The following is a 20,401-nucleotide window of genomic DNA, read 5'->3' on the forward strand; positions in this document are numbered from 1 at the left end:
CGTCAAGGGCGGCCTCCTCGTCGGCACCGCCACCATCACCGCCAAGATCAAGTAACACCCCCCGCACCACACACCGAAGGCGTCGCCCCACCCCGGGGCGGCGCCTTCCGTGCGTCGAGCGGTTCCGGAACCCGGGCGACCGGGCTGGAGGCCCGGCTTGCCTCAGCTGCGCCGGCGCCACCAGCGCCGTGGTCGCTCCTGCTGCCGCAGCGCCTGGGCAGCCTGCGCTGCGGACGCGAGCCGGGCCTCCCGGCGCTCGCGCCAGCGCGCCACCTCGGCGTCGACCTCGCGGAGTGGCGTGACCACCGGCGGGCCGCCGAGCAGCTGCCGCCGGGCCTCCTTCACCCGCGCGTTGAAGTCGACCAGCACGTCGCGGACGTCGGCCTCCGTCGACAGGGCGTCGAGCGCACCGTCGAGCTCGGCGTCCTCCGTGCGGAGCGCGAGCGCCGGCGGAGCGATGCCGCGGATGTCCTCCCGCTCGATCTTCGCCTTGATCCACCAGTCGGGATCGTGCTGCCCGTCGATGCCGGGCAGGGGCTTGCCGTGGTACGGGTTGCCCTCGAAGACACCGCGGCGCTCCGCCTCCTCGATCTGGGCCCTGGCGTGCGCGGCGACGTCAGCGGCCTTGAGCAGCCGACGTTCCTCGCGCACCTCGTCCGGATCCAGGGATCCGCGTTCGATCTCGCTGTCCACGAGCTGCTGGTAGCGGTAGCGGGCGGCCCTCCTGAGCCGGTCCATCCGTGCGTCGACGTCGTTCATCGTCATCCCATGATGCGCCGTGCATCACTGTTCGTGCGAGAGCTCCTCGATCGTCAGCGCTGCCTGGATGAGGGCGAGGTGGGACAGGCCCTGCGGCAGGTTGCCCATGAAGTCGCCGTCGACGGCACTCAGCATCTCGCTGAAGAGTCCGACGTCGTTCGCCTGGTCGACCATCTCGTCCATGAGCGCGGTCGCGTCGTCGATCCGTCCGGTGCAGGCGAGGGCTGCCGCGAGCCAGAAGGAGCAGGCGACGAACGGTGACTCCTCGTCCTCGAGACCCGAGTAGCGGTACACGAGGGGGCCGTGCTGCAGTCGCTCCTGGATCGCCCGGATGGTGGACTCCATGCGCGGGCCGCGGTCGAAGCCGCTCATCGAGTGCAGCAGCACCGAGGTGTCGAGCACGTCGGTGTCCGGGTACATCGTGTAGGCGCCGAGCTCCTCGTTCCACCCGTGCTCGGAGACCCACTCCCGGATCAGGCCGCGGTTCTTGTCCCAGGTGTCACGTGATCCCTGGATCTGCCCCTCGTCGTGCAGCTCGATCGCGGCGTCGAGGGCCTGCCAGCAGCCCATCTTGCTGGCCGTGTAGTGCTGCGTGTCCTGCAGCTCCCACATGCCGGCGTCGGCCTTCTCCCACTGCCTGCAGGCGTCGTCCGCGAGCCCCTCGAGCACCTTCGCCGTCTTCCGGTCGAGGACGTTGCCCTGCCGGACGTACTGGCGCATGATCTCGAAGACGTCGCCCCACACGCCGAGCTGCAGCTGGTCGGACGCACGGTTGCCCTCGGTCACCGGACCGATGCCGTTCCACCCGGGGACGTCGCGTTCCTGGACCTCGTTGCTGACCTCGCCCTCGAGCGTGTAGAAGATCGGCATGCCGTCGTCGTGCTTGGCGATGGTGCGCATCACCCAGGACACGGCCGCGTGCGTCTCCTCGCGGAGCCCGAACCGGTCGAGCGCGTGCACGGTGTACGACAGGTCGCGGACCCAGGCGAACCGGTAGTCCCAGTTCTTGCCGCCGCTGCGGTCCTCAGGCAGGCTCGTCGTCGGCGCCGCCGCGATCGCTCCGGTGGGGGAGAAGATGAGGAGCTTCAGGGCCAGGGCGCTCCGCTGGACGGCGTCGGACCACGGTCCGTCGTAGTCGAACTCCTTCGACCACGCCGCCCAGTTGTCGATGGTCCGGTCGACGCCCCGAAGGGTGTCCTCCGGCTCCGGCAGGAAGATCGGTTCGTCCAGGGTGCCGACGATCGTCAGGATGTGCTTCGAGCCCGCGGTGGTGCTGAAGTGGCCGGAGAAGACCGGGCCGTCCTCGTGCACCGGCTCGAAACCCTTCTCGACGATGGCGATGGTGACGCCGTCGACGCCGATGACCGAGCCGTTCACCGTGTCCAGTCGCTTCGGCTCCGCGGTGTTCAGGAGGGTGCCGGGGACGACGGCCCACTCGAGCTCGACGGTCCCCTCGACGCCCTGCACGCACCGGCCGATCTCCGCCCACGGCAGGCGTCCGGCGACGCCCGTCACCATCGCGTCGGTCACGGTGCAGCTGCCGGTGTCCGTCGTCCACGTCGTGACGAGGACGTTCGTGCCGGGCATGTACTCGCGGTGCACCGTGGCGTCGTGGTCCTTCGGGCGGAGGGCGACGTGACCGCCGTGCTCGGCGTCGAGGATGCTCGCGAACACCGGCGGCGAGTCCATCGAGGGGATCGGGAGCCAGTCGATGCGGCCGTCGCGGGCGATGAGGGCCACCGTGCGGCCGTCCCCGATCGCCGCGTAGCTACGCAGCGGCGCGTAGCCGTCGGTGCGCTGCTGCTCGGTCTGGGCTTCGTCGGGGGTGTCCAGGGTGGTTTCCGGCATGGTCCCATCGTGCTCGCCCCCGCTGGGGTCTGCGGTCCGCCGGCGTACCCCGGCCGCGGCTCGCCGGACATCCGCAGGTCCCGACGGGCAGGCTCGACTGGTGAGTGACACCGCTGGACACGCTGCCCGTACGACCGGTCGACAGGCCAGGCGCATCGCCGACAGCCGCTGGTTCGAACTGACCGCCCGTGCCGGGTTCGTCGGCAGCGGGGTCGTGCACCTCCTGATCGGGTACCTCGCGATCCTCCTCGGCATCGGGGACGCGGCGTCCGGCAGCGGATCGCAGGGCTCGCAGTCCGGCGAGACCGACCAGTCGGGAGCGCTGGCACAGCTCGCGGCGGTCCCGGGTGGCACCGTGCTGCTCTGGGTGGTCGCCGTCGGTACCGCTGCCCTCTGCCTGCACCTGGTCCTCGGGGCGATCGTCGGCGGTCGGACGGACAGCGCCCGCGCCTGGCTCGCGCGTGCGAAGAACGCCGGCAAGGCGATCGTCTACGGCGTGATCGCCTACTCGTCCGGGTCGTTCGCGCTCGGGGCCGGCAAGAGCTCCTCCGGTTCGACGAAGAGCGCCGCGGCCCAGGCCCTCGCGACCCCGGGCGGGGTCTTCGTGCTGCTGCTCGCCGCGGCGATCGCGATCGCGATCGGGATCGGCCTGGTCGTGATCGGGATCCGCGGCTCCTGGCGGAAGCAGCTCGTCACGCCGCCGCCGTCCGTCGAGCGTCCGCTGTCGGTGCTGGCGGCCGTCGGCTACGTCGCGAAGGGCGTCGCGGTCGTGATCGTCGGTGTCCTCGTCGCCGTCGCGGCGTTCCGGAGCGATCCGGACCAGGCCACAGGACTCGACGGCGCCTTCGACGCGCTGCACCGGATGCCCGGCGGCGTGTTCGTCCTCGTCGCCGTCGGCATCGGCTTCCTGGCGTTCGGCGTGTACAGCTTCTTCCGCGCGCGGTACGCGAAGCTCTGACCGACCGACCGACCGACCGACCGACCGACCGACCGACCGACCGACCGGTTCGGGCCTCCCGCTCGCGTCAGTCCCGGTCGCCGAAGAGCCCGAGGCCGTGCTTCGTCAGCACGTCGTAGGCGTCCCCGAACGTCTCCGGTCGCGGTGCGTCCGGCTCGTACCGTGCCAGCAGCAGGCCGAGCAGTCCCTGCGCCGGCGCGGTGAGGGGGCGCCGCCGCTCGCGGTCCCCGGGTGCCTGCCGCCGGTGCTCCGGGTTCCGCGGCACGTACGGCTTCGCGACGTCCGGCCAGAGCTGCGGCTGTCTCGGGACCTTCCGGTTGAGCACGTTCTGGATGCCGCGGGCGCCGGCGTCGCGGTGGGTCAGGGGCTCGAGGCCGTGCTGCTGGGTCAGCGTGTGCACGACGGCGCCGTGGTGCATCGGGTCGTTCACGACGGTGCCGGGCTCGGTGTACGCCGACACGACGAACGTCGGCACGCGGCCGCCGAGCCGGTCGAAGGTGAAGCCCATCTCACCGGGGTCCGGTTGCCCGGACGGCGGGACGGCCCCCGGCGGCGGCACGTGGTCGTAGATCCCGCCGTGCTCGTCGAACGTCACGACGAGGGCGGTGTTCACCGCGTTCGAGCCGTGCTCGGAACGCCCACCGCGGACCGCGCCGTACACCTCGGCGAGGAGCGCCTCGGCCGCGCGGACGTCCGACATCGCGCTGTCGAACGGGGGTGCCCCGGGGACGTCGACGACCTTCGGCCGGTTCTGCGGCGGGTGCATGTCGTTGTGGTCGAACACCATCCTCGGCTCGACGAAGGCGTAATCGGGCAGGGTGCCGTTGGCCGCGTCCTCGTGGAACTGCTCCATCGAGCGGAAGTTCGTCTTCCAGTAGCGCTCGATCGAGGGTGCGTGCAGGAACCCGGTCAGCGAGACGACCTGGTCGGCGTCGTAGTAGACGCGCCAGCGCTTCCCGGCGTCCTCGAGCCGGTTGAAGACCGTCGGCACGGCCGGGGCGTCGAGCCACTTCTCCGGACCGCCGTCGCGGCTGTTCGTGACGTACCCGTGCGACGTGCTCGCGTGGAAGAACGACCGGTTGCAGAACGTCTGCGACGGGACGGCGCAGTGCCAGTGGTCGTACACCGCGAACGACTTCGCGAGCGTGGAGAACACCGGCAGCATCTCCGGCGCGAAGCCGCCCATCACGCGGGAGTACTCCTCGACCGTGGGCTCCCGTCCGCGTTCGATCCGGTAGTTGACGACGTAGTCGTGCACGAACCCCGACATCGGCGGAGCGCTCGTGTCCGACGGTGCGTTGTACGGCGGCGCGTACCCGTGCTGCTCCGGGTGCTCGTTCGACGCGGGGTCGACCCGGCCGAACCACTGGGTGTTGACGTGGGGGTAGAACTCGCCGGGATCCGGGTCCGGCTGGCTCATGACGTCGTCGGTGGACCCCGTGTAGACGTGCGCGGGGACGACGGTGCCGTCCGGGGCCGTGTTCGTGAAGGTGCCGCCCTGCAGTCCCTCGAAGGACTGGCCGTCGCGGAGCTCGTCGTCCGTGTAGAGCCGCCCGAGCACGTGGTCGAAGCTGCGGTTCTCGAACATGAGCACGACCACGTGGTCGAAGCCCGGCTCGCGGCGCTCCGGGAGCGGGGTGAAGCCGTAGCGCTCGTCCTGCACGCGGCGGTCGTACGCGGTGGCCGCACCGACGGCACCCGCACCCACGGCGGCTCCCGCGGCACCGATGCCGGCCCGGCGGAGGAACGTCCGCCGCGAGTGCTGTTCCTCTCCCGACATGACGGCAGTGTCGCGTACGGCGGCCCGGCGCACAACCACGCGCGCCGACCGGACCGGAGCCCGAGACGGGCACTCAGATCGGGGTGCCGAGCCGGTACCCGACGCCGCGGATCGTCGTCACCACGTCGCGGTCGGTCTTCCGTCGGATGTAGTGGACGTAGGTGTCGACCGTCCCCGGCTGCTCGCCGTGGTCGAACACCGCGGAGAGCAGGTGCCGCCGGGTGAAGGTCCTCGCCGGGTCGCTGGCGAGCAGTCGCAGCAGGGCGGTCTCCTTCTCCGTCAGCATCACCCGCCCGGCGTACGGGGAGGTGATGCTGCTGTCGTCCGGGTGGAACACCCAGCCCCCGATCTCGATGCCGGCACCGACTCCGGAGTAGTCGCGGGTGAGGGCACGGAGCCGGGCGTCCAGCTCCGCGAAGTCGAACGGCTTGACGAGGTAGTCGTTCGCGCCCGCGTCGAGGCCGGACACGCGGTCGCGGACCTCCCCGAGCGCGGTGAGCATGAGGGCCGGGGTGCTGACGCGCCGGCGGCGGAGCGTGGCGATGACCTCGACGCCGTCGATGCCGGGGAGCCGACGGTCGACGACCATCACGTCGAAGTACTGCGCGGCCGCCACCTCCAGCGCCCGTTCCCCGCTGACGGCGAGCGTGACGTCCCACTGCTCGCGGAGGACGTCGGCGACGAGCGGGCCCAACCGGGGGTCGTCCTCGACGAGCAGGAGGCGGAGCGTCACCGGTCCGCCTCCGTGGTCCGGCGTTCCGGCCGTGGCGACGAGATCGGCAGTCGCAGCGCGAAGACGGTGCCCGCGTCGCCGGTGCGCTCGACGCCGAGGTCGCCGCCGGTGCGGACGGCCACGTCGCGCACCAGGGCGAGGCCGATGCCGTAGCCGGTGCGGGTCCCCGCACGGGTCGGCACCCCCGGGGCGCCGTGTGCGAAGCGGTCGAACACGCGCGACGGCGCGATGCCGGTGATGCCGGGGCCGTCGTCCGCCACCCGGATCGTCACCGCCGTGCGTCCGACGTCCGCCGTGACCACGACGAGCCCGTCCGGTCGGGCGTGCGCGATGGCGTTGTCGACGAGCGCGACGAGGCACCGGTGGAGCTGTGTCGCGGAGACCGCCACGTCCGCGTCGGCCCCGGCGACCTCGAGGTGCACCTGGCGTTCGGCGGCGAGGAGGGTCATGTCCCGTTCGACGTCCAGCAGGGCGGTGGCGAGCGCAGTGGTGCTGTCGGGCTCGACGACGCCCGCAGCGGCTTCGAGGAGGTCGTTGACGATGTCGATCAGCACGCGGGTGTCCGCCGAGAGCTCCGTGACCACGGCGTCCCGCGGGTCCTCGGACGGGGTCATCATCCGGAGTCGTTGGACCCGCGCGTGCAGGACCGTCAGCGGGGTGCGGAGCTCGTGACTGGCGTCCGCGACGAAGGTGCGCTGCATCCGGGCCGCGTCGGCGAGTGGTCGCACGGCGCGTCGGGCGATCCACCAGGCTGCGACACCGGCGAACACGATCGCGAGTCCGCCGACGCCGACGACGGCGATGCTGAGGTCGAGGGTGTCGAGCGAGATGTGCACGTCGGTCGGTCCGGGGCGCTCGTGGACCTGCTCAGGGGTGAGCTGCCACAGCACGTACGCGACGACCAACCCGATGATCCCGACCACCAGGGCGGCGGAGACGACGGCGACACGGAGCCCGATCTCCACGACCGACCGCCGGTACGCCGACCGGTCCGGATCGCGGTCGAGGTCGCCGCGGAACGACCAGCGGGTCACCGCGTCCACGACCGCTGCCTGCCACCTCGACGACACGTGCACCCCGCTCTCGGACAGCGACACCGGGAGACGAGGGGGGGAGGGCCTCCCGGTGTCGCTGCTTCTGACCGATCCTGCCGCAGGGACGGCGACGACGGTCGAGGTGATCGTCGCCGACGGTCTCCAAGGAAGCTCTGAGAACCGTTTCTCGGAGCTCTCTTGGAGCCCGCGCCCGAGCATCGTGTCCGTGGTCTCCTCCGTCCCGCTCGCCGTGACCCTCTTCGACGCCGCATCCGTCCTCCATGCCTTCGGACCGTGGGTGCTGCTCGGCATCGCGGTCCTGGTCTTCATCGAGTCCGGCGTGCTGTTCCCGTTCCTGCCGGGCGACTCGCTCCTGGTCACCGCCGCGATCATCAGCGGCACCCTCGGCATCGCGCCGTGGCAGGTCGCCGTGGTCGCCGCCATCGCGGCCGTCGCCGGGGACCAGGTGGGGTACTGGCTCGGCAAGGGCTACGGCCGGCGGCTGTTCCGCGACGACGCCCGCGTCCTCACGACGGCGCGGCTCGCCGAGGCGGAGGCCTTCTTCACCAGGTGGGGTGGCCTCAGTCTGGTCATCGGCCGGTTCGTGCCGGTCGTCCGGACGTACGTGCCGCTCGCCGCCGGCACCGCGCAGATGCACTACCGACGATTCCTGCTGTACAACGTCGTCGGAGCCGTCTCCTGGGCCGTGGGCCTCACGGTCGTCGGTGTGCTCCTCGGTGGGATCCCGCTGGTCGCGCACGACATCGACGCCCTGATGATCGTCATCGTCCTCGTCTCCGTCCTGCCCGTCGTGATCGGCGCCGTCCGTCGTCGGCACGTCGCCAGGAGCGGGCGGTGACCGCTGCGCTCCCCGGTCGGAACCGCGTCCCGGACCCGTCGGCGTCGTTCTGGGTGACGAAGGTCCTGACGACCGGCATGGGCGAGGCGCTGTCGGACTTCCTCGTCACCCGCTTCGACCCGGTGCCGACCGTCCTCCTCACCGCGGCGCTCTTCGCCGTCGTGCTCGCCGCACAGCTCCGCGCCGACCGGTACCGGCCGTGGCTCTACTGGGGGGCCGTGTCGATGGTCGGGGTCTTCGGCACGATGGTCGCCGACGTCACGCACGTCGCTCTCGGGGTCCCCTACGCGGTCTCGACGCCGGTGTTCCTGGTCGCCCTGGTCGCCGTGTTCGTGGTGTGGCGTCGCGTCGAGGGCACGCTCGACGTACACGCCGTCACGAGTGGCCGTCGCCAACGCTGGTACTGGGCGGCGGTCGTCGCGACGTTCGCGATGGGCACCGCTGCCGGCGACCTCGCCGCGAGCACGGTGCACCTGGGGTACCTCGGCGGCGGGCTGCTCTTCGTCGGCCTGGTGCTCCTGGTGGTCGTCGGCCGGGCCACCGCCGTCCTCGGACCCGTGGCGGCGTTCTGGACGGCCTACGTCCTGACCTGCCCGATCGGGGCCTCCTTCGCCGACTTCGTCGCGGTGCCGGGGTCGCGCGGTGGTCTCGGCGTCGGGACGGGACTCGTCAGCGCGGTGCTGCTCGTCGCGATCGTCGTCGCCGTCGGGACCGGCGGAGGACCCGGATCCCACCGAGCAGCCGACGCCCCGCGGACGCGGGGCGAGCCGGGGTACCCTGGGCGACTGCCCGACCACGAGGAGACGCCAGTGAACGACGAGACACCGCGCCACGCCGACGCGCTGGACGACGGCGACACCGCGGACGTCGTGGTGAAGGTCGACCGCATCCCGGTCGACGGCACGTACGTCCGGGTGAGCTCCATCGGCGAGACCGGGGAGCGTCCCTTCGTGCTCGTCGCGGGCCTCGGCATCGCGGCGACGTACTACGAACGCCTCGCACCGCACCTGGAGGGCTTCGGTCCGGTCCGCGCGCTCGACCTGCCCGGGTTCGCCGGCGTCAAGCGGTTCCGGGGCAAGGTCACGATCGAGCGCTACGCCGACGCCGTCGAACGGGTGATCGAGGAGCTGGGCCTGGACGACCCCGTGCTCGTCGGACACTCCATGGGCACCCAGGTCGTCACCGAGGTCGCGGCGCGCCACCCCGAGTACACCGACCTCGTGCTCATCAGCCCGGTGATCGACTCGAAGGCCCGCACGGTCAGCGAGTCGGCCGTGCGGTTCGCCCGGTCCGCCCTGCACGAGCCGTCGGTGGTCCGCTGGCACGCCGTGACCGCCTACGCCCTGTGCGGCTGGCACTGGTTCCGCCGCGTGCTGCCGCAGATGGTCGCCTTCCCGATCGAACAGCGTGCGCCGCACGTGCAGGCGCGGACGCTCATCATCCGCGGTGAGCAGGACGCCCTGGTGCCGCGCGACTGGATCCGACGGCTCGCGCGTGTGTTCCCGTACGCCGTCCTCCGCGAGGTCGTCGGCGGCGCGCACTCGGTCATGCACGCGCAGGCCGACGCGGTCGCGGCGCTCGCCGTCGCCCACGTCCGCGGCGAGCTGCCGGACCGCGGCGTCTCGTCGCTGCAGCGCGTCCGGGACGACTCGACGTCGACCGACCTGTCCCGACTCAGCGCCGGCGAGGCCTGGCTCGTCGTCCGGGCTCGCCTCGCCGAGCTGTTCGGGATGGCCAAGGGCGACGACGAGGTCCTCGAGGCCGGCAAGTCCGCGCACGCGTTGGCCATGGCCGACCGTGCCGGTGCGCCTGTTCCGGACGCGGTGCGGCAGGAGATCGTGGAGGCCGTCGGGCCGGACCACGACCAGCGCGCGGGCGGGTAGTCGGTCCGGACGCACTGGAGGCCCGGTGCCGGTCCGTCGGACCGGCACCGGGCCTCCAGTGCGTCACCGGGTCAGGGTGCGATGCGCCCCGGCAGCATGTCTGGGGTGAGTGCGTGCGCCTCGGCGAGGACCTTGCGGGCCTCGTCGGTCTTGCCGGGCACGTTCCAGAGCAGCACGCCCCGGACCGTGTCGTCGTCGTCCAGGTAGTAGACGACGCCGGTGATCTCCGGCTCCTGCCAGTCCTCGACCGTCCGCAGATCCGTGCTCACCTGACCGACTGCCTCGTAGCCGACGTCGAACAGGTTCGAGTAGTACATCGGCGTGTGGTCGTAGGTCTCGTCCGCGTCGGCCAGGTTCCGGCCGGCCTGCCGGCCCTGCTGCTGCGCGTTGTCGACGTGCTCGACGCGGCGCGTGCCGAGGATCCGGTCCGGGTACTCGGCCACGTCGCCGGCGGCGAAGACGGCCGGGTCGTCGGTGACGAGCGTCGACGAGACGACGATGCCGTCCCGCACGGTGAGCCCGGCGTCCGCGGCGAGACCGGTGGCGGGTTCGATGCCGAGGCCGACCACGACCGCGTCCGCCCGGAGCTCGGAGCCGTCGTCGAGTGCCAGCGTGACGCCGTCGTCGGTCTGCGTGCCCTCGGACACGCGGCGACCGAGGCGGAGGTCGACGCCGTGGTCGACGAACCGCTGCTGCAGCGACGCCGCCAGTCCGGCGGGGAACATCGTGCCGCCGACGACCTCGTCCGGATCGACCAGCGTGACGCGGGCGCCGCTCTGCACGATGCCCGCCGCGATCTCCGTCCCGATGTAGCCGCCGCCGACGACCACCACGTGCGCGCCCGCGTCGACGAAGCCGCGGAGTGCGCGGTAGTCCGCGGCGCTCCGGTAGTCGAGCACCCGGTCGGACGGGCTCAGGCCGGGGAGTCCGCGCGGGTGCCCGCCGGTGGCGATGAGCAGCTGTTCGTACCCGAACGTGCCGCCGTCCGAGGTCGTCACGGACTTGCCGGCCCGGTCGATCGCCGTCACCGCGGTGCCGAGGACGAACGCGGCCCCGGTCTCCTCGGTGTGCAGGTCGACCTTCTCGTCCCAGCTGAAGTCCGGATCGGTCCAGAGCTTCTTGGACAGTGCCGGGCGCGCGTAGGGGCGGTCGACGTCCTCGCTGATGATGCCGATCGAGCCGTCGGCGTCGATCTCCCGGATGCCCCGGGCAGCGGCGTCGGCGACCATCCCGCCGCCGACGATGAGGTAGCGGTAGTCAGTCATGACCCTCCTGGATCGTGGTCCAGTGGTCAGGAGTGAGCGGACGCCTCGGCGGTGGACGGCGTGACGGCGGCCGCGAGCGGGGTGCTCGGGGCGCGGTTCTCGGCGCTGACCATCCAGGCGAGCTGCTCGAGGCGCTCGATGAAGCCGTGGAGCAGGTCGGCCGTCGTCGGGTCCTCGTCGTCGACCTCGTCGTGGACGTCGCGCATGGTGCCGGTCGCCTGGTAGAGGCGCAGGGTGACCTGGTCGATCGCGTCGTGCGTGGTGATCTCGCCCTCGGGGAACTGGTCGAGGTGGCTGGTGGCCGCGACGGTGCTCGCACGGCCGTCCGGCACGGCGTACAGCGCACGCATGCGCTCCGCGGTGTCGTCGGCGAACTCACGCGCCGCGTCGACGATCTCGTCGAGCTGCAGGTGCAGGTCGCGGAAGTTCGTGCCCAGGATGTTCCAGTGGGCCTGCTTGCCCTGGACGTGCAGGTCGATCAGGTCGACGAGGACGGCCTGGAGGTTGGCTGCCATCTTGTCCGATGCGTGCATGGTCGGCTCCTTCTGCTGGTGCGGATGTGACGACTCCGGTCTACGCGCCCCGGCCCGGTCGGTTCACAGTGCGCGGGCAGACTCCGTCCCCCGTGGGGTTCCGCGTCAGCGCGTGGCCGTCGGCGCCGCGCGGTCCCGCGTCAGTGCGCGGCCGTCGGCGCCGCGTGGTCGACCTGGTCGACCGCGTCGCGCATCTGCTCGAGGAACAGCGCCACGACCCGGGCGTCGTCGGCGGAGAGCCCCTCGGCGATGCCCATCATCCGCCGGTGCATCACGCCGAGGGTGGCGCGGACCTCGTCGTCGGTCTCCGTGGTCGGGGTGATCACGAGCGCCCGACGGTCGGTCGGGTGCGGCTCGCGCCGGACGTGGTTGCTCTTGACCAGACGGTCGATCAGGATCGTCGTCGATGCCGACGAGATCTTCAGGTACGCGGCGAGGTCCTTCGGGCTGACGATCCGCCCGGCGCGCTGCGCCTGCAGGAGGAACCGGACGGCGAGCAGGTCCGTCTCGCCCATCCCCATCGAGTCGCGAGTGCGACGGCGCATCGCGGTCTCGGCGGCGCGGTACCGGCGCAGGGCGTTGAGCACCGCAACGCCCCGTTGGGTCGCGTCGTCGTCCGGGAACCAGTACCCGGACGCTTCGGTGATCTCCTGCGTGGACATGAGGAAGAGACTAATCCGTCTCGTAGCGAGGCTGTCTAGGCAACACCTGCAAGAGTCCCGGACGCGCCCCGACGGAGACGGGAGGCCCGTGGCGGGTCGCCACGAGCCTCCTGTCCGGTGGTGGTTCCGTCGCTACGCGGCGGCCGGCTCCGACGCCGCGTCGGCGAGCGCGGTCAGCGCGCCCTGGACGAGCGCGGTGACCTCGTCGTCCTCACGCGGGTGGGTCTCGGCGAAACGCACGACCGACTGCGGGATGGCGACCTTGACGTCCGCGAGGACCTTCGCCCCGGCGATGCCGGCGGCCTTGCGGGCGTCGTCGTGCGCCCAGACACCGCCGTACTGACCGAAGGCCGACCCGATGACCGCGGTCGGCTTGCCCGAGATGGGCGAGGACCCGAACGGACGCGACGCCCAGTCGATCGCGTTCTTCAGCACGGCCGGCAGCGTGCCGTTGTACTCGGGCGTGACGAGCAGCAGCCCGTCGGCGTCGGCGAGGGCCTGCCGGAACGCGACCGCGGCGGCCGGCGCGTGTCACCGTCGATGTCCTCGTTGTAGAAGGGCAGGTCGACGATGCCCTCGTAGACCGTCGGCGTGACGCCCTCCGGTGCGTGGTGGATCGCAGCGTCGGCGAGCTTGCGGTTGATGGAGTCGGCGCGGAGGCTGCCGACGAGGACGAGGATGTTCGTCATGGTGGTCCCTGTGTCTCGTACTGCGACGGAAAGGTGTCAGTGACAACCAATCCGGACCCGGCGGGCGACATTCCCGATCCACGACGGAAGTCGTCTCGGTACGGTGGCGAGGTGACCGCGCTCAGGACGCCCGCCAGCACCCCACGCACGCCCGACCGGGACTGGTGGCGCGACGCCGTCGTCTACCAGGTGTACCCGCGGAGCTTCGCGGACTCCGACGCCGACGGCCTCGGCGACGTCGCCGGGATCACCAGCCGGATGCCGTACCTCGCCGCGCTCGGCGTCGACGCGGTCTGGCTCTCGCCGTTCTTCCCCTCACCGCTCGCGGACGGCGGGTACGACGTAGCCGACTACCGGGCGGTCGACCCGCGCCTCGGGACGCTCGAGGACCTCGACGTGATGATCCGCGCGGCGCACGAGCACGACGTCAAGGTGATCGTCGACGTGGTGCCGAACCACACCTCGTCCGCGCACGCGTGGTTCCAGGCCGCGCTCGCCGCCGCGCCCGGTTCGCCGGAACGCGCGCGGTACGTGTTCCGCGACGGAGCCGGGGACAGCGGCGAGCTGCCGCCGAGCGACTGGGTGTCGAACTTCGGCGGCAGTGCCTGGACCCGGGTACCGGACGGCCAGTGGTACCTGCACCTCTTCGCCCCGGAGCAGCCGGACCTGGACTGGACGAACCCCGACGTGCGCGCGGACTTCGAGGACACCCTGCGCTTCTGGTCGGACCGCGGGGTCGACGGGTTCCGCGTCGACGTCGCCCACGGGCTCGCGAAGGACCTGTCCACGCCGTACCGTCCCTCGAACGAGCAGGCACTGCCCCTCGACGGCTCCGACCCGCTGTACGACCGCGACGAGGTGCACGAGATCTTCGCCGGGTGGCGCCACGTGCTCGACGAGTACGACCCGCCCCGTGCCGCGGTCGCCGAGGCCTGGGCGCCGGCACCCCGCCGCGTGCTCTACGCCCGGCCGACCGAGCTCGGCCAGGCGTTCAACTTCGACCTGCTCGAGGCCCCGTTCGACCCGGCCGCCTTCCGCACGGTGATCGAGCGCAACCTCGCGATGTCGGAGGAGTCCGGGGCGTCGAGCACGTGGGTCCTGTCGAACCACGACGTGGTCCGGCACGCCAGTCGGTACGGGCTCCCCGAGGGCACCGACACCGACGCCTGGCTGCTGACCGACGGCACGGCCCCGGCACTCGACCGCGCGGCGGGGCTGCGCCGTGCCCGCGCCGCGTCCCTGCTGCTCTTCGCGCTCCCCGGGTCGACCTACGTCTACCAGGGCGAGGAGCTCGGACTGCACGAGGCCGCGGCGATCCCGCGGGACCTGCTCCAGGACCCGAAGTGGATCCGGTCGGGACACACCGTCAAGGGGCGGGACGGGTGCCGTGTGCCGATCCCCTGGAGCACGTCGGGGCCGTCGTTCGGCTTCGGTGCGGTGGCACCGTTCCTGCCGCAGCCGGCGGACTTCGGCGCGTGCTCGGTCGAGGCGGAGGAGTCCGACCCCACGTCGACGCTCGCGCTGTACCGGACGGCCTTCGCGGCCCGTCGCGAACTGCAGCACGGCGAGACACTGACGTGGCTGGAGGCACCGGCCGAGGTCGTCGCGTTCGCCCGGCACGACGGCTGGCGCTCGGTCACGAACTTCGGCGTCGACCCGGTGCCGCTGCCGGACGGCGAGGTCGTGGTGGCGTCCGGGCCGCTCGGTGACGGGGTGCTGCCGGGGGAGACCACGGTCTGGCTCCGGTAGGTCGCGCGCTGGTACGGAGCCCTGCTCCGGCGGTGCTGCGGCCGTGCTGCGGCGGTGCTCCGGCCGTTGTCCTCCACAGACAGGAGGCTCGTGGCCGCGCTCCACGGATCGGGCCGCACCGGTCCGTGGGGACCGTCGCCCTCGCGACGATCGGGGCATGACACACCACATCACCCACAGGAAACCGCCGCGAGCCGCCCGACGGGCGCTCGCCGCCGCCGTGTCGCTGGCCGCGCTCGCGGTCCTCGCCGCGCCCGCCCTGCACGCTCCACCGGCAGCCGCCGCCGACCTCACCTTCCCGTTCGACGACGAGTTCGACACGGCGTCCGGCGGCGCACTGAGCGGTGACGCCCACATCGTCGACGGTCGGCTGCGGCTGACGGACGACGTCGTCGGACAGGCCGGGTCCTGGTCGACGAACGACTCGTTCCCGTCGGACCTCGGCCTCGACATCGAGTTCACCTACGCCATGTACTCGGACGACCCGGACGTCGGAGCCGACGGTCTCCTGCTCTACCTGGCGGACGGTGCGGCGGCGCAGGGCGTCGGCGGGACCGGCGCGGCGCTCGGCTACTCGTGCCGTCCGGACGACACCGAGGGAGACGGACCATGCGACCTACCGGGCATCCCGGGTGCGTTCGCCGCGATCGCGCTCGACCGCTACGGCAACTTCTCGCTGCCGATCAACGACAGCGGTCCCGGCCGGACGCCGGACGCGGTCGTCGTCCGTGGGTCCGGGGAGGGCACCGACGGCTACCGGTTCGTCCGCAACGCACCCGCGCCGGAGGGTGTCGAGACCGACGGTCCCGCCACCCGCACCGTGCGCGTGACCCTGCTGCCGGGTGACGCCGGCGAGCTGTCGGTCTCCGTGCAGCTCGAGACCGCCAGCGGGATGCAGACCGTCTTCGACGCCGTCCCGCTGCACGGAGACGGGCAGGCGGCGCTCCCGCCGACGCTCCGTCTCGGCTTCGCCGGCGCGACGGGGGCGTTCGTGAACGTCCACGAGATCGACGCGCTCCACGTCCGGCAGCCGGTCGACCTCCGCGTCGAACACGACGTCGCACCGGTCGTCGCGGGCGAGCACGTCCGGTACTCGGTCACGGCGTCGAACCCGGGCCGGAACGCCTCCGACCCCAGCCCGCTGACGGTCGACGTGCCGGACGCCCTGCACGACGTCTCCTGGTCGTGCCACGGCGGCGACGGTGCGACCTGCGCGGTGCCCGGCGGGACCGGTGACGTTGCCGTGGACCTCGGACTCGACCGAGGGGCCGCGGCGACGGTGGAGATCGAGGGGACGCTCGACCCGGCAACGACCGGCGAACTCGTGAGCGAGGCGGTGATCGCTCCGGCGCCGCACCTGGCCGACACCGACGAGTCGGACAACGTGTCCCGCGCTGCCGTGCCGGTGCAGGCGGTCGCCGCGCTGGAGACCGACAAGTCCGTGACGTCGTCCGCCGCGGTGCGACCGGGCGACGAGGTCGAGTACGAGGTCGTCGCCCGGAACCGAGGCCCGTCGACGGCGCATGACGTCGCCGTCGTCGACGACCTGCCCGAGGCGCTCGCCTTCGTCGGGTCGGACGACCCCTGTGTCGCCGACGGGCAGCGGGTGACGTGCACCGGAGCAGAGCCCCTCGCGCCGGGCGGTGCGCAGGCGTTCCGCTTCCGTGCGGTCCTCGACGAGGGCTACCGCGGTGACGGCTCGGACGTGGTGAACGTCGCCACGGCACAGTCGCCGACCGACCCGGACGGTGGGGAGCCGTCGCCCGGGGTGGCGATCGAGGTCGTTCGTCCGGACGCGCCAGAGGCTCCGGACGACGGCGCGGACCACGCGGACGAGCCGTCCGACGGCGCGGCCCCCGTCGCCGGGCGCTCACCGGCACCCGCTGCTGCCACGGGCCCGTCGTCGCGTGGTCGCGGTGGGGCCCTGGCGTACACCGGCGCCGACGACCTGGCGCTCGTCGCCGTGGTCGGAGCCGCGCTGGTCGCGGCCGGACTCGCAGGCTGGACGGTCGCGCGACGTCGCCGCAGGGCCGTCACGGCACGAGCGGTCCCGGACGTCGTCGGGGAGGACCGCTCGGTCGACTGAGCACGGACGAGGATGCTCCGACTCCCCGGATGTCGGAGCATCCTCAGCTCGCGCGGCACCCGCACGGACGGGGCACATCGACGGCGGCGGTAGGATCGGTTGACCGATCCGCATGCCCGAAAGAGGTCTCGTGTCCGACTCCGTCGCAGACGCCCACCAGCGCGCGCGGTACTGGCCGATCCCGATCCTCCGGGCCGTCCCCGCCGCGGTCGTGGCGCTCGTCATCACCTTCTCGTCGAACCACGCCGCCGGGTACGGCTTGCTCCTGTTCGGGGTCTTCGCGGTGGTCGAGGGCGCGGTGCTCGGCATCGGCAGCCTCCGACGGCTCGACGACGACGCCCGGTCCCGGCGGACCGCCGTCGCGCAGGCCGCCATCACGGTGCTCGCCGGGGTCATCGGGATCGCGTGCAACGGCCTCGGGCTGCCCGCGTTCATCGCGGTGGTCGTGGCGTTCGCCGTCCTGACGGGAGCCCTCGAGCTCGCGCAGGGCATCCGGGCTCGCCGGACCTCGCCGTTCGCTCGCGACTGGATGACGATCGGCGGCCTGACCCTGCTGCTGGCGATCGGCTTCCTCGTCACCCCGCCCGACTACTCGCAGCAGCTCGGTGGCATCGAGCGGGTGAGCGGCGTCCTCGATGCGTCCATCGTCCTCGTCGGGCTGTTCGGCGCCTACCTCGCCATCACGGCGGTCTTCCACGTGATCGCCGGCCTCTCGCACAAGTGGGGGACGACCGCACCCGCCGGTTCCCCGAACGGAGCACCACACGCATGACCACCCCCAGCCGTCGCGACCGCCTGCGCCCCGCCGAGCTCCTCGGGATCTCCGCGATCGTCGCGGTGTTCACCGGGCTCGTCGTGCTCATGTCGACGCGGGAACTCACCCTCGCGCTGATCTTCCTCGGGGTCGCCTTCATCGTGGTCGTCGTCGTGCTCGCGATGCTCCAGCTCGCGTCGACGAGCGACCAGGACGACAACGACATGCTCGGCGGACACAAGACCCCAGGCGAAGGAGACGGCGACGGCTTCCACTGAGCTCCGGGCTCCCGAGCTGGGGGCCGCGGACCTCCCCGATCGGTACCGACACCGCTACCTGATCCTCGCGGTCTGCTGCATGAGCCTGTTCATCGTCTCGATGGACGCGACGGTGGTGAACGTCGCCCTCCCCTCGATCGGCCGGGAACTCCACAGCACCATCTCCGGGCTGCAGTGGACGATCGACGCCTACACGCTCGTCCTCGCCAGCCTGCTCATGCTGTCCGGTTCCACGGCGGACCGCATCGGCCGGCGCCGGACGTTCCAGATCGGTCTCGCGCTCTTCAGCGTCGGGTCACTGCTGTGCTCGATCGCGCCGACGGTGGGATGGCTCGTCGTGTTCCGCATGGTGCAGGCGGTCGGCGGGTCGATGATGAACCCGGTGGCGATGTCGATCATCACCGCCACGTTCGACGACGCGAAGGAACGCGCCCGGGCCGTCGGCGTCTGGGGCGCGGTCGTCGGTGTCTCGATGGGCATCGGGCCGCTCGTCGGGGGTGCGTTGACGGACACCGTCGGGTGGCGCGCCATCTTCTGGATCAACGTGCCGATCGGCATCGCCGCGATCGTACTGACCTTCCTGTTCGTCCCGGAGTCCCGCGCTCCGCGTCCCCGACGCCTCGACCCGCTCGGACAGGGGCTCGTGATCGTCCTCCTCGCCGCCCTCGTCGGCGGCCTGATCGAGGGACCACGACTGGGCTGGTCCTCACGCGGAGCCCTCGGCCTGTTCGTCGTCGCCGCGGCCGCACTCGTCGTCCTCGTCGTGGTCGAGCGCCGCACCGCCGAACCGCTCATCGACGTGCGCTTCTTCCGGAGCATCCCGTTCTCCTCCGCCGTCCTGACCGCGATCGCCGCGTTCGGTGCGAACGGTGCGTTCCTGTTCCTCAGCGCGCTCTACCTGCAGGAGGTGCGGGGCATGTCGCCGTTCCAGGCCGGGCTCTGGACGCTGCCCGCGGCGCTGGCGACGATGCTCACCTCACCGATCTCCGGCCGGCTGGTCGGGTCGTTCGGCACCCGCGTGCCGCTCGTCATCGCCGGGATCGGCATCGGGGGTGCCGGGGCGGTCCTCACGACGATCGACGCCCACACGCCGATGGGTGTGCTGGTGGTGGCGTTCGTCCTCTTCGGACTCGGCTTCGGCATGGTGAACGCCCCGATCACGAACACCGCGGTCTCTGGCATGCCCCGCGCGCAGTCCGGGTCCGCCGCGGCCGTCGCGTCGACGAGCCGGCAGACCGGCGTCTCGCTCGGGGTCGCCCTCGCCGGGACGGTGACCGGTGCCAGCGCGGTCGCGAGCGTCGGCGCCGGGTTCGCCGTCGCCACCCACGCGATGTGGTGGATCGTCGTCGGGATCGGTGCGGGGATCGTCGTGGTCGGGTTCGTGTCGTCCTCCGTCGCCGCCCGACGGTCGGTGTCGCGGATCGCGCACCTGGTCGAGGGCTGACCCGGCCGACCTCCGCACCGGAGCCGTGGGTCGTGCGGCGGCGCCGGTCGGCATCGGGCGCTCCGCGCCGGCGCCCAGGGCCGTGCAGCGGCCCTGATCAGTACCGGGCTGCGACGATGTCCTGCGCGAGCGCACGGACCGCGCGGTTCGGTTCGGTCGCCGTCCGGATCGCCAGGCCGACCCGGAGTGGCTCCACCTCGTCGACGAGGTCGAGCACGACGCCGTCGTGCTCGACCCCCTCGTGCTCGACCCCCTCGTGCTCGAACCCGGAGTCCGGAACCACGCCGACGCCGAGCCCGGCGGTCGCGAACCGGACGACCGCCGGCATGTCGTTCATCTCCGCGACGATGCGACGGCGGATGCCGAGTCGTTCGAGTGCCTGGTCGAGGATCGCCCGGTTGCCGAACCCGGCCGCCGTGTCGATGAAGGGCTCGTCGGCGAGTTCCGCGAGGGACACCGACGTCCGCCCGCTCCGCGCGAGCGGGTGGTCGGCCGCGAGGAACACCCGGAACGGCATCTCGCGCAGCGGCTCCACCCGCACCCCGGCCGGTGCCGACTGCAGGCCGCAGTAGGCCAGGTCGAGCCGGCCGGCCACCAGGTCCTGCACGAGCCCGGTCGTCCCGGTCGGCGAGGTCATCAGCTCCACCGTGACGAGCGGGTGCCGCTCCCGGAACACCCGGAGCACCCGCGTCAGGTCGACGATGTCCATGCTCGTGAAGATGCCGAGGCGCACGCGCCCCCGGAGCTCGGCGTCCGTCGCCGTCGCCAGGTCCCGCATCCGGTCGAGCGACGCCAGGACCGCGCGGGCGTGCGGCAGGAGGTCCTCGCCGGCGGCCGTCAGGACGAGGTGCCGCCCGGTGCGGTCGAACAGCCGGACCCCGAGCGTCCGTTCCAGGCTCGCGAGCCCGGCCGACACCGTGGACTGCGCCGCCCACAGGCGTTCGGCAGCGCGGGTCACGCTGCCCTCCGCCGCGACCGTGACGAACTGTTCCAGCAGCCGGGTCTCCATGTGTCCATCATCGACGCAGTCGATGATGATCATCAAGCAGATCCGTTGGACTCGATGACCGCCGGGCTGCACCATCGG

17 protein-coding genes and 1 pseudogene are annotated in these 20,401 nt (G+C 72.2%); 8 read left to right on the forward strand and 10 right to left on the reverse strand.

What is annotated here, in order from left to right; translation table 11 throughout:
* Positions 1–162: 162 nt before the first annotated feature.
* Both FS641_RS06275 and FS641_RS06280 read right to left on the reverse strand, forming a co-directional pair.
* Positions 163–765, reverse strand: coding sequence for a DUF1992 domain-containing protein (locus FS641_RS06275; RefSeq protein ID WP_313957795.1), 603 nt, complete (start codon positions 763–765; stop codon positions 163–165).
* An 18-nt stretch (positions 766–783) separates the two neighbouring features.
* A complete protein-coding gene (locus tag FS641_RS06280) occupies positions 784–2,607 on the reverse strand; it encodes a glycoside hydrolase family 15 protein (protein WP_144761603.1) in 1,824 nt (607 codons plus the stop codon).
* A gap of 100 nt (positions 2,608–2,707) precedes the next feature.
* On the opposite strand from FS641_RS06280, the gene FS641_RS06285 reads away from it, so the two are divergent.
* Positions 2,708–3,565 (forward strand): DUF1206 domain-containing protein, encoded by an 858-nt coding sequence (locus FS641_RS06285; RefSeq protein ID WP_186317607.1) that lies wholly within the window; start codon positions 2,708–2,710, stop codon positions 3,563–3,565.
* A 67-nt stretch (positions 3,566–3,632) separates the two neighbouring features.
* Here FS641_RS06285 and FS641_RS06290 read toward each other — a convergent pair whose 3' ends face one another.
* The 3 genes from FS641_RS06290 to FS641_RS06300 form a co-directional block, all read right to left on the reverse strand.
* On the reverse strand, positions 3,633–5,345 hold the full coding sequence (locus tag FS641_RS06290) for an alkaline phosphatase family protein (protein WP_144761609.1): 1,713 nt from the start codon (positions 5,343–5,345) through the stop codon (positions 3,633–3,635).
* A gap of 73 nt (positions 5,346–5,418) precedes the next feature.
* Complete coding sequence (locus FS641_RS06295; RefSeq protein WP_144761610.1) at positions 5,419–6,078, reverse strand: response regulator transcription factor; 660 nt, start codon at positions 6,076–6,078, stop codon at positions 5,419–5,421.
* Positions 6,075–7,121 (reverse strand): sensor histidine kinase KdpD, encoded by a 1,047-nt coding sequence (locus tag FS641_RS06300; RefSeq protein ID WP_260855710.1) that lies wholly within the window; start codon positions 7,119–7,121, stop codon positions 6,075–6,077. The genes FS641_RS06295 and FS641_RS06300 overlap by 4 nt, the downstream gene beginning before the upstream one ends.
* 211 nt (positions 7,122–7,332) lie before the next feature.
* Between FS641_RS06300 and FS641_RS18410 the strand changes: the two genes are divergently transcribed.
* A complete protein-coding gene (locus FS641_RS18410) occupies positions 7,333–7,971 on the forward strand; it encodes a DedA family protein (RefSeq protein WP_395879075.1) in 639 nt (212 codons plus the stop codon).
* Complete coding sequence (locus tag FS641_RS17975) at positions 7,968–9,854, forward strand: alpha/beta fold hydrolase (protein WP_186317609.1); 1,887 nt, start codon at positions 7,968–7,970, stop codon at positions 9,852–9,854. The genes FS641_RS18410 and FS641_RS17975 overlap by 4 nt, the downstream gene beginning before the upstream one ends.
* Positions 9,855–9,925: 71 nt before the next feature.
* On the opposite strand, the gene FS641_RS06315 is transcribed toward FS641_RS17975, so the two are convergent.
* The 4 genes and pseudogenes from FS641_RS06315 to FS641_RS06330 form a co-directional block, all read right to left on the reverse strand.
* Positions 9,926–11,119, reverse strand: coding sequence for an NAD(P)/FAD-dependent oxidoreductase (locus tag FS641_RS06315; protein WP_144761612.1), 1,194 nt, complete (start codon positions 11,117–11,119; stop codon positions 9,926–9,928).
* A gap of 26 nt (positions 11,120–11,145) precedes the next feature.
* Positions 11,146–11,652 (reverse strand): Dps family protein, encoded by a 507-nt coding sequence (locus tag FS641_RS06320; RefSeq protein WP_144761614.1) that lies wholly within the window; start codon positions 11,650–11,652, stop codon positions 11,146–11,148.
* Positions 11,653–11,792: 140 nt separating this feature from the next.
* Positions 11,793–12,314, reverse strand: a complete 522-nt coding sequence (locus FS641_RS06325; RefSeq protein WP_144761617.1) for a MarR family winged helix-turn-helix transcriptional regulator — start codon at positions 12,312–12,314, stop codon at positions 11,793–11,795.
* 132 nt (positions 12,315–12,446) lie between these two features.
* Positions 12,447–13,003, reverse strand: a pseudogene (locus FS641_RS06330) (NADPH-dependent FMN reductase).
* Positions 13,004–13,114: 111 nt separating this feature from the next.
* Here FS641_RS06330 and FS641_RS06335 point away from each other — a divergent pair.
* The 5 genes from FS641_RS06335 to FS641_RS06355 all read left to right on the forward strand — a co-directional run bounded on the left by FS641_RS06335 (position 13,115) and on the right by FS641_RS06355 (position 19,314).
* Positions 13,115–14,752, forward strand: a complete 1,638-nt coding sequence (locus tag FS641_RS06335) for a glycoside hydrolase family 13 protein (protein WP_144761620.1) — start codon at positions 13,115–13,117, stop codon at positions 14,750–14,752.
* Positions 14,753–14,909: 157 nt separating this feature from the next.
* The gene (locus FS641_RS06340; protein WP_144761623.1) at positions 14,910–16,838 is read left to right on the forward strand and encodes a lectin-like domain-containing protein; all 1,929 of its coding nucleotides are present in this window, start codon (positions 14,910–14,912) and stop codon (positions 16,836–16,838) included.
* Between the two features lie 130 nt (positions 16,839–16,968).
* Positions 16,969–17,610 (forward strand): hypothetical protein, encoded by a 642-nt coding sequence (locus FS641_RS06345; protein WP_144761626.1) that lies wholly within the window; start codon positions 16,969–16,971, stop codon positions 17,608–17,610.
* A complete protein-coding gene (locus FS641_RS06350; RefSeq protein ID WP_144761629.1) occupies positions 17,607–17,870 on the forward strand; it encodes a hypothetical protein in 264 nt (87 codons plus the stop codon). Before FS641_RS06345 ends, FS641_RS06350 begins: the two co-directional genes overlap by 4 nt.
* A 61-nt stretch (positions 17,871–17,931) precedes the next feature.
* Positions 17,932–19,314: an MFS transporter gene (locus FS641_RS06355; protein WP_395879251.1), complete on the forward strand. Its 1,383-nt coding sequence runs from the start codon at positions 17,932–17,934 to the stop codon at positions 19,312–19,314.
* Positions 19,315–19,411: 97 nt separating this feature from the next.
* On the opposite strand, the gene FS641_RS06360 is transcribed toward FS641_RS06355, so the two are convergent.
* On the reverse strand, positions 19,412–20,356 hold the full coding sequence (locus FS641_RS06360) for a LysR family transcriptional regulator (RefSeq protein WP_186317610.1): 945 nt from the start codon (positions 20,354–20,356) through the stop codon (positions 19,412–19,414).
* Positions 20,357–20,401 lie beyond the last annotated feature (45 nt).

It is taken from the genome of Curtobacterium sp. 9128, from assembly GCF_007673775.1.
GTDB lineage: Bacteria > Actinomycetota > Actinomycetes > Actinomycetales > Microbacteriaceae > Curtobacterium.

Bases quoted from the DNA above. Each gene is read 5' to 3' on its own strand.
- FS641_RS06320 (WP_144761614.1), bottom strand. From the start codon at position 11,652: ATGCACGCATCGGACAAGATGGCAGCCAACCTCCAGGCCGTCCTCGTC.
- FS641_RS06275 (WP_313957795.1), bottom strand. From the start codon at position 765: ATGACGATGAACGACGTCGACGCACGGATGGACCGGCTCAGGAGGGCC.
- FS641_RS06350 (WP_144761629.1), top strand. From the start codon at position 17,607: ATGACCACCCCCAGCCGTCGCGACCGCCTGCGCCCCGCCGAGCTCCTC.
- FS641_RS06360 (WP_186317610.1), bottom strand. From the start codon at position 20,356: ATGATCATCATCGACTGCGTCGATGATGGACACATGGAGACCCGGCTG.
- FS641_RS06325 (WP_144761617.1), bottom strand. From the start codon at position 12,314: ATGTCCACGCAGGAGATCACCGAAGCGTCCGGGTACTGGTTCCCGGAC.
- FS641_RS06290 (WP_144761609.1), bottom strand. From the start codon at position 5,345: ATGTCGGGAGAGGAACAGCACTCGCGGCGGACGTTCCTCCGCCGGGCC.
- FS641_RS06315 (WP_144761612.1), bottom strand. From the start codon at position 11,119: ATGACTGACTACCGCTACCTCATCGTCGGCGGCGGGATGGTCGCCGAC.
- FS641_RS06280 (WP_144761603.1), bottom strand. From the start codon at position 2,607: ATGCCGGAAACCACCCTGGACACCCCCGACGAAGCCCAGACCGAGCAG.
- FS641_RS06340 (WP_144761623.1), top strand. From the start codon at position 14,910: ATGACACACCACATCACCCACAGGAAACCGCCGCGAGCCGCCCGACGG.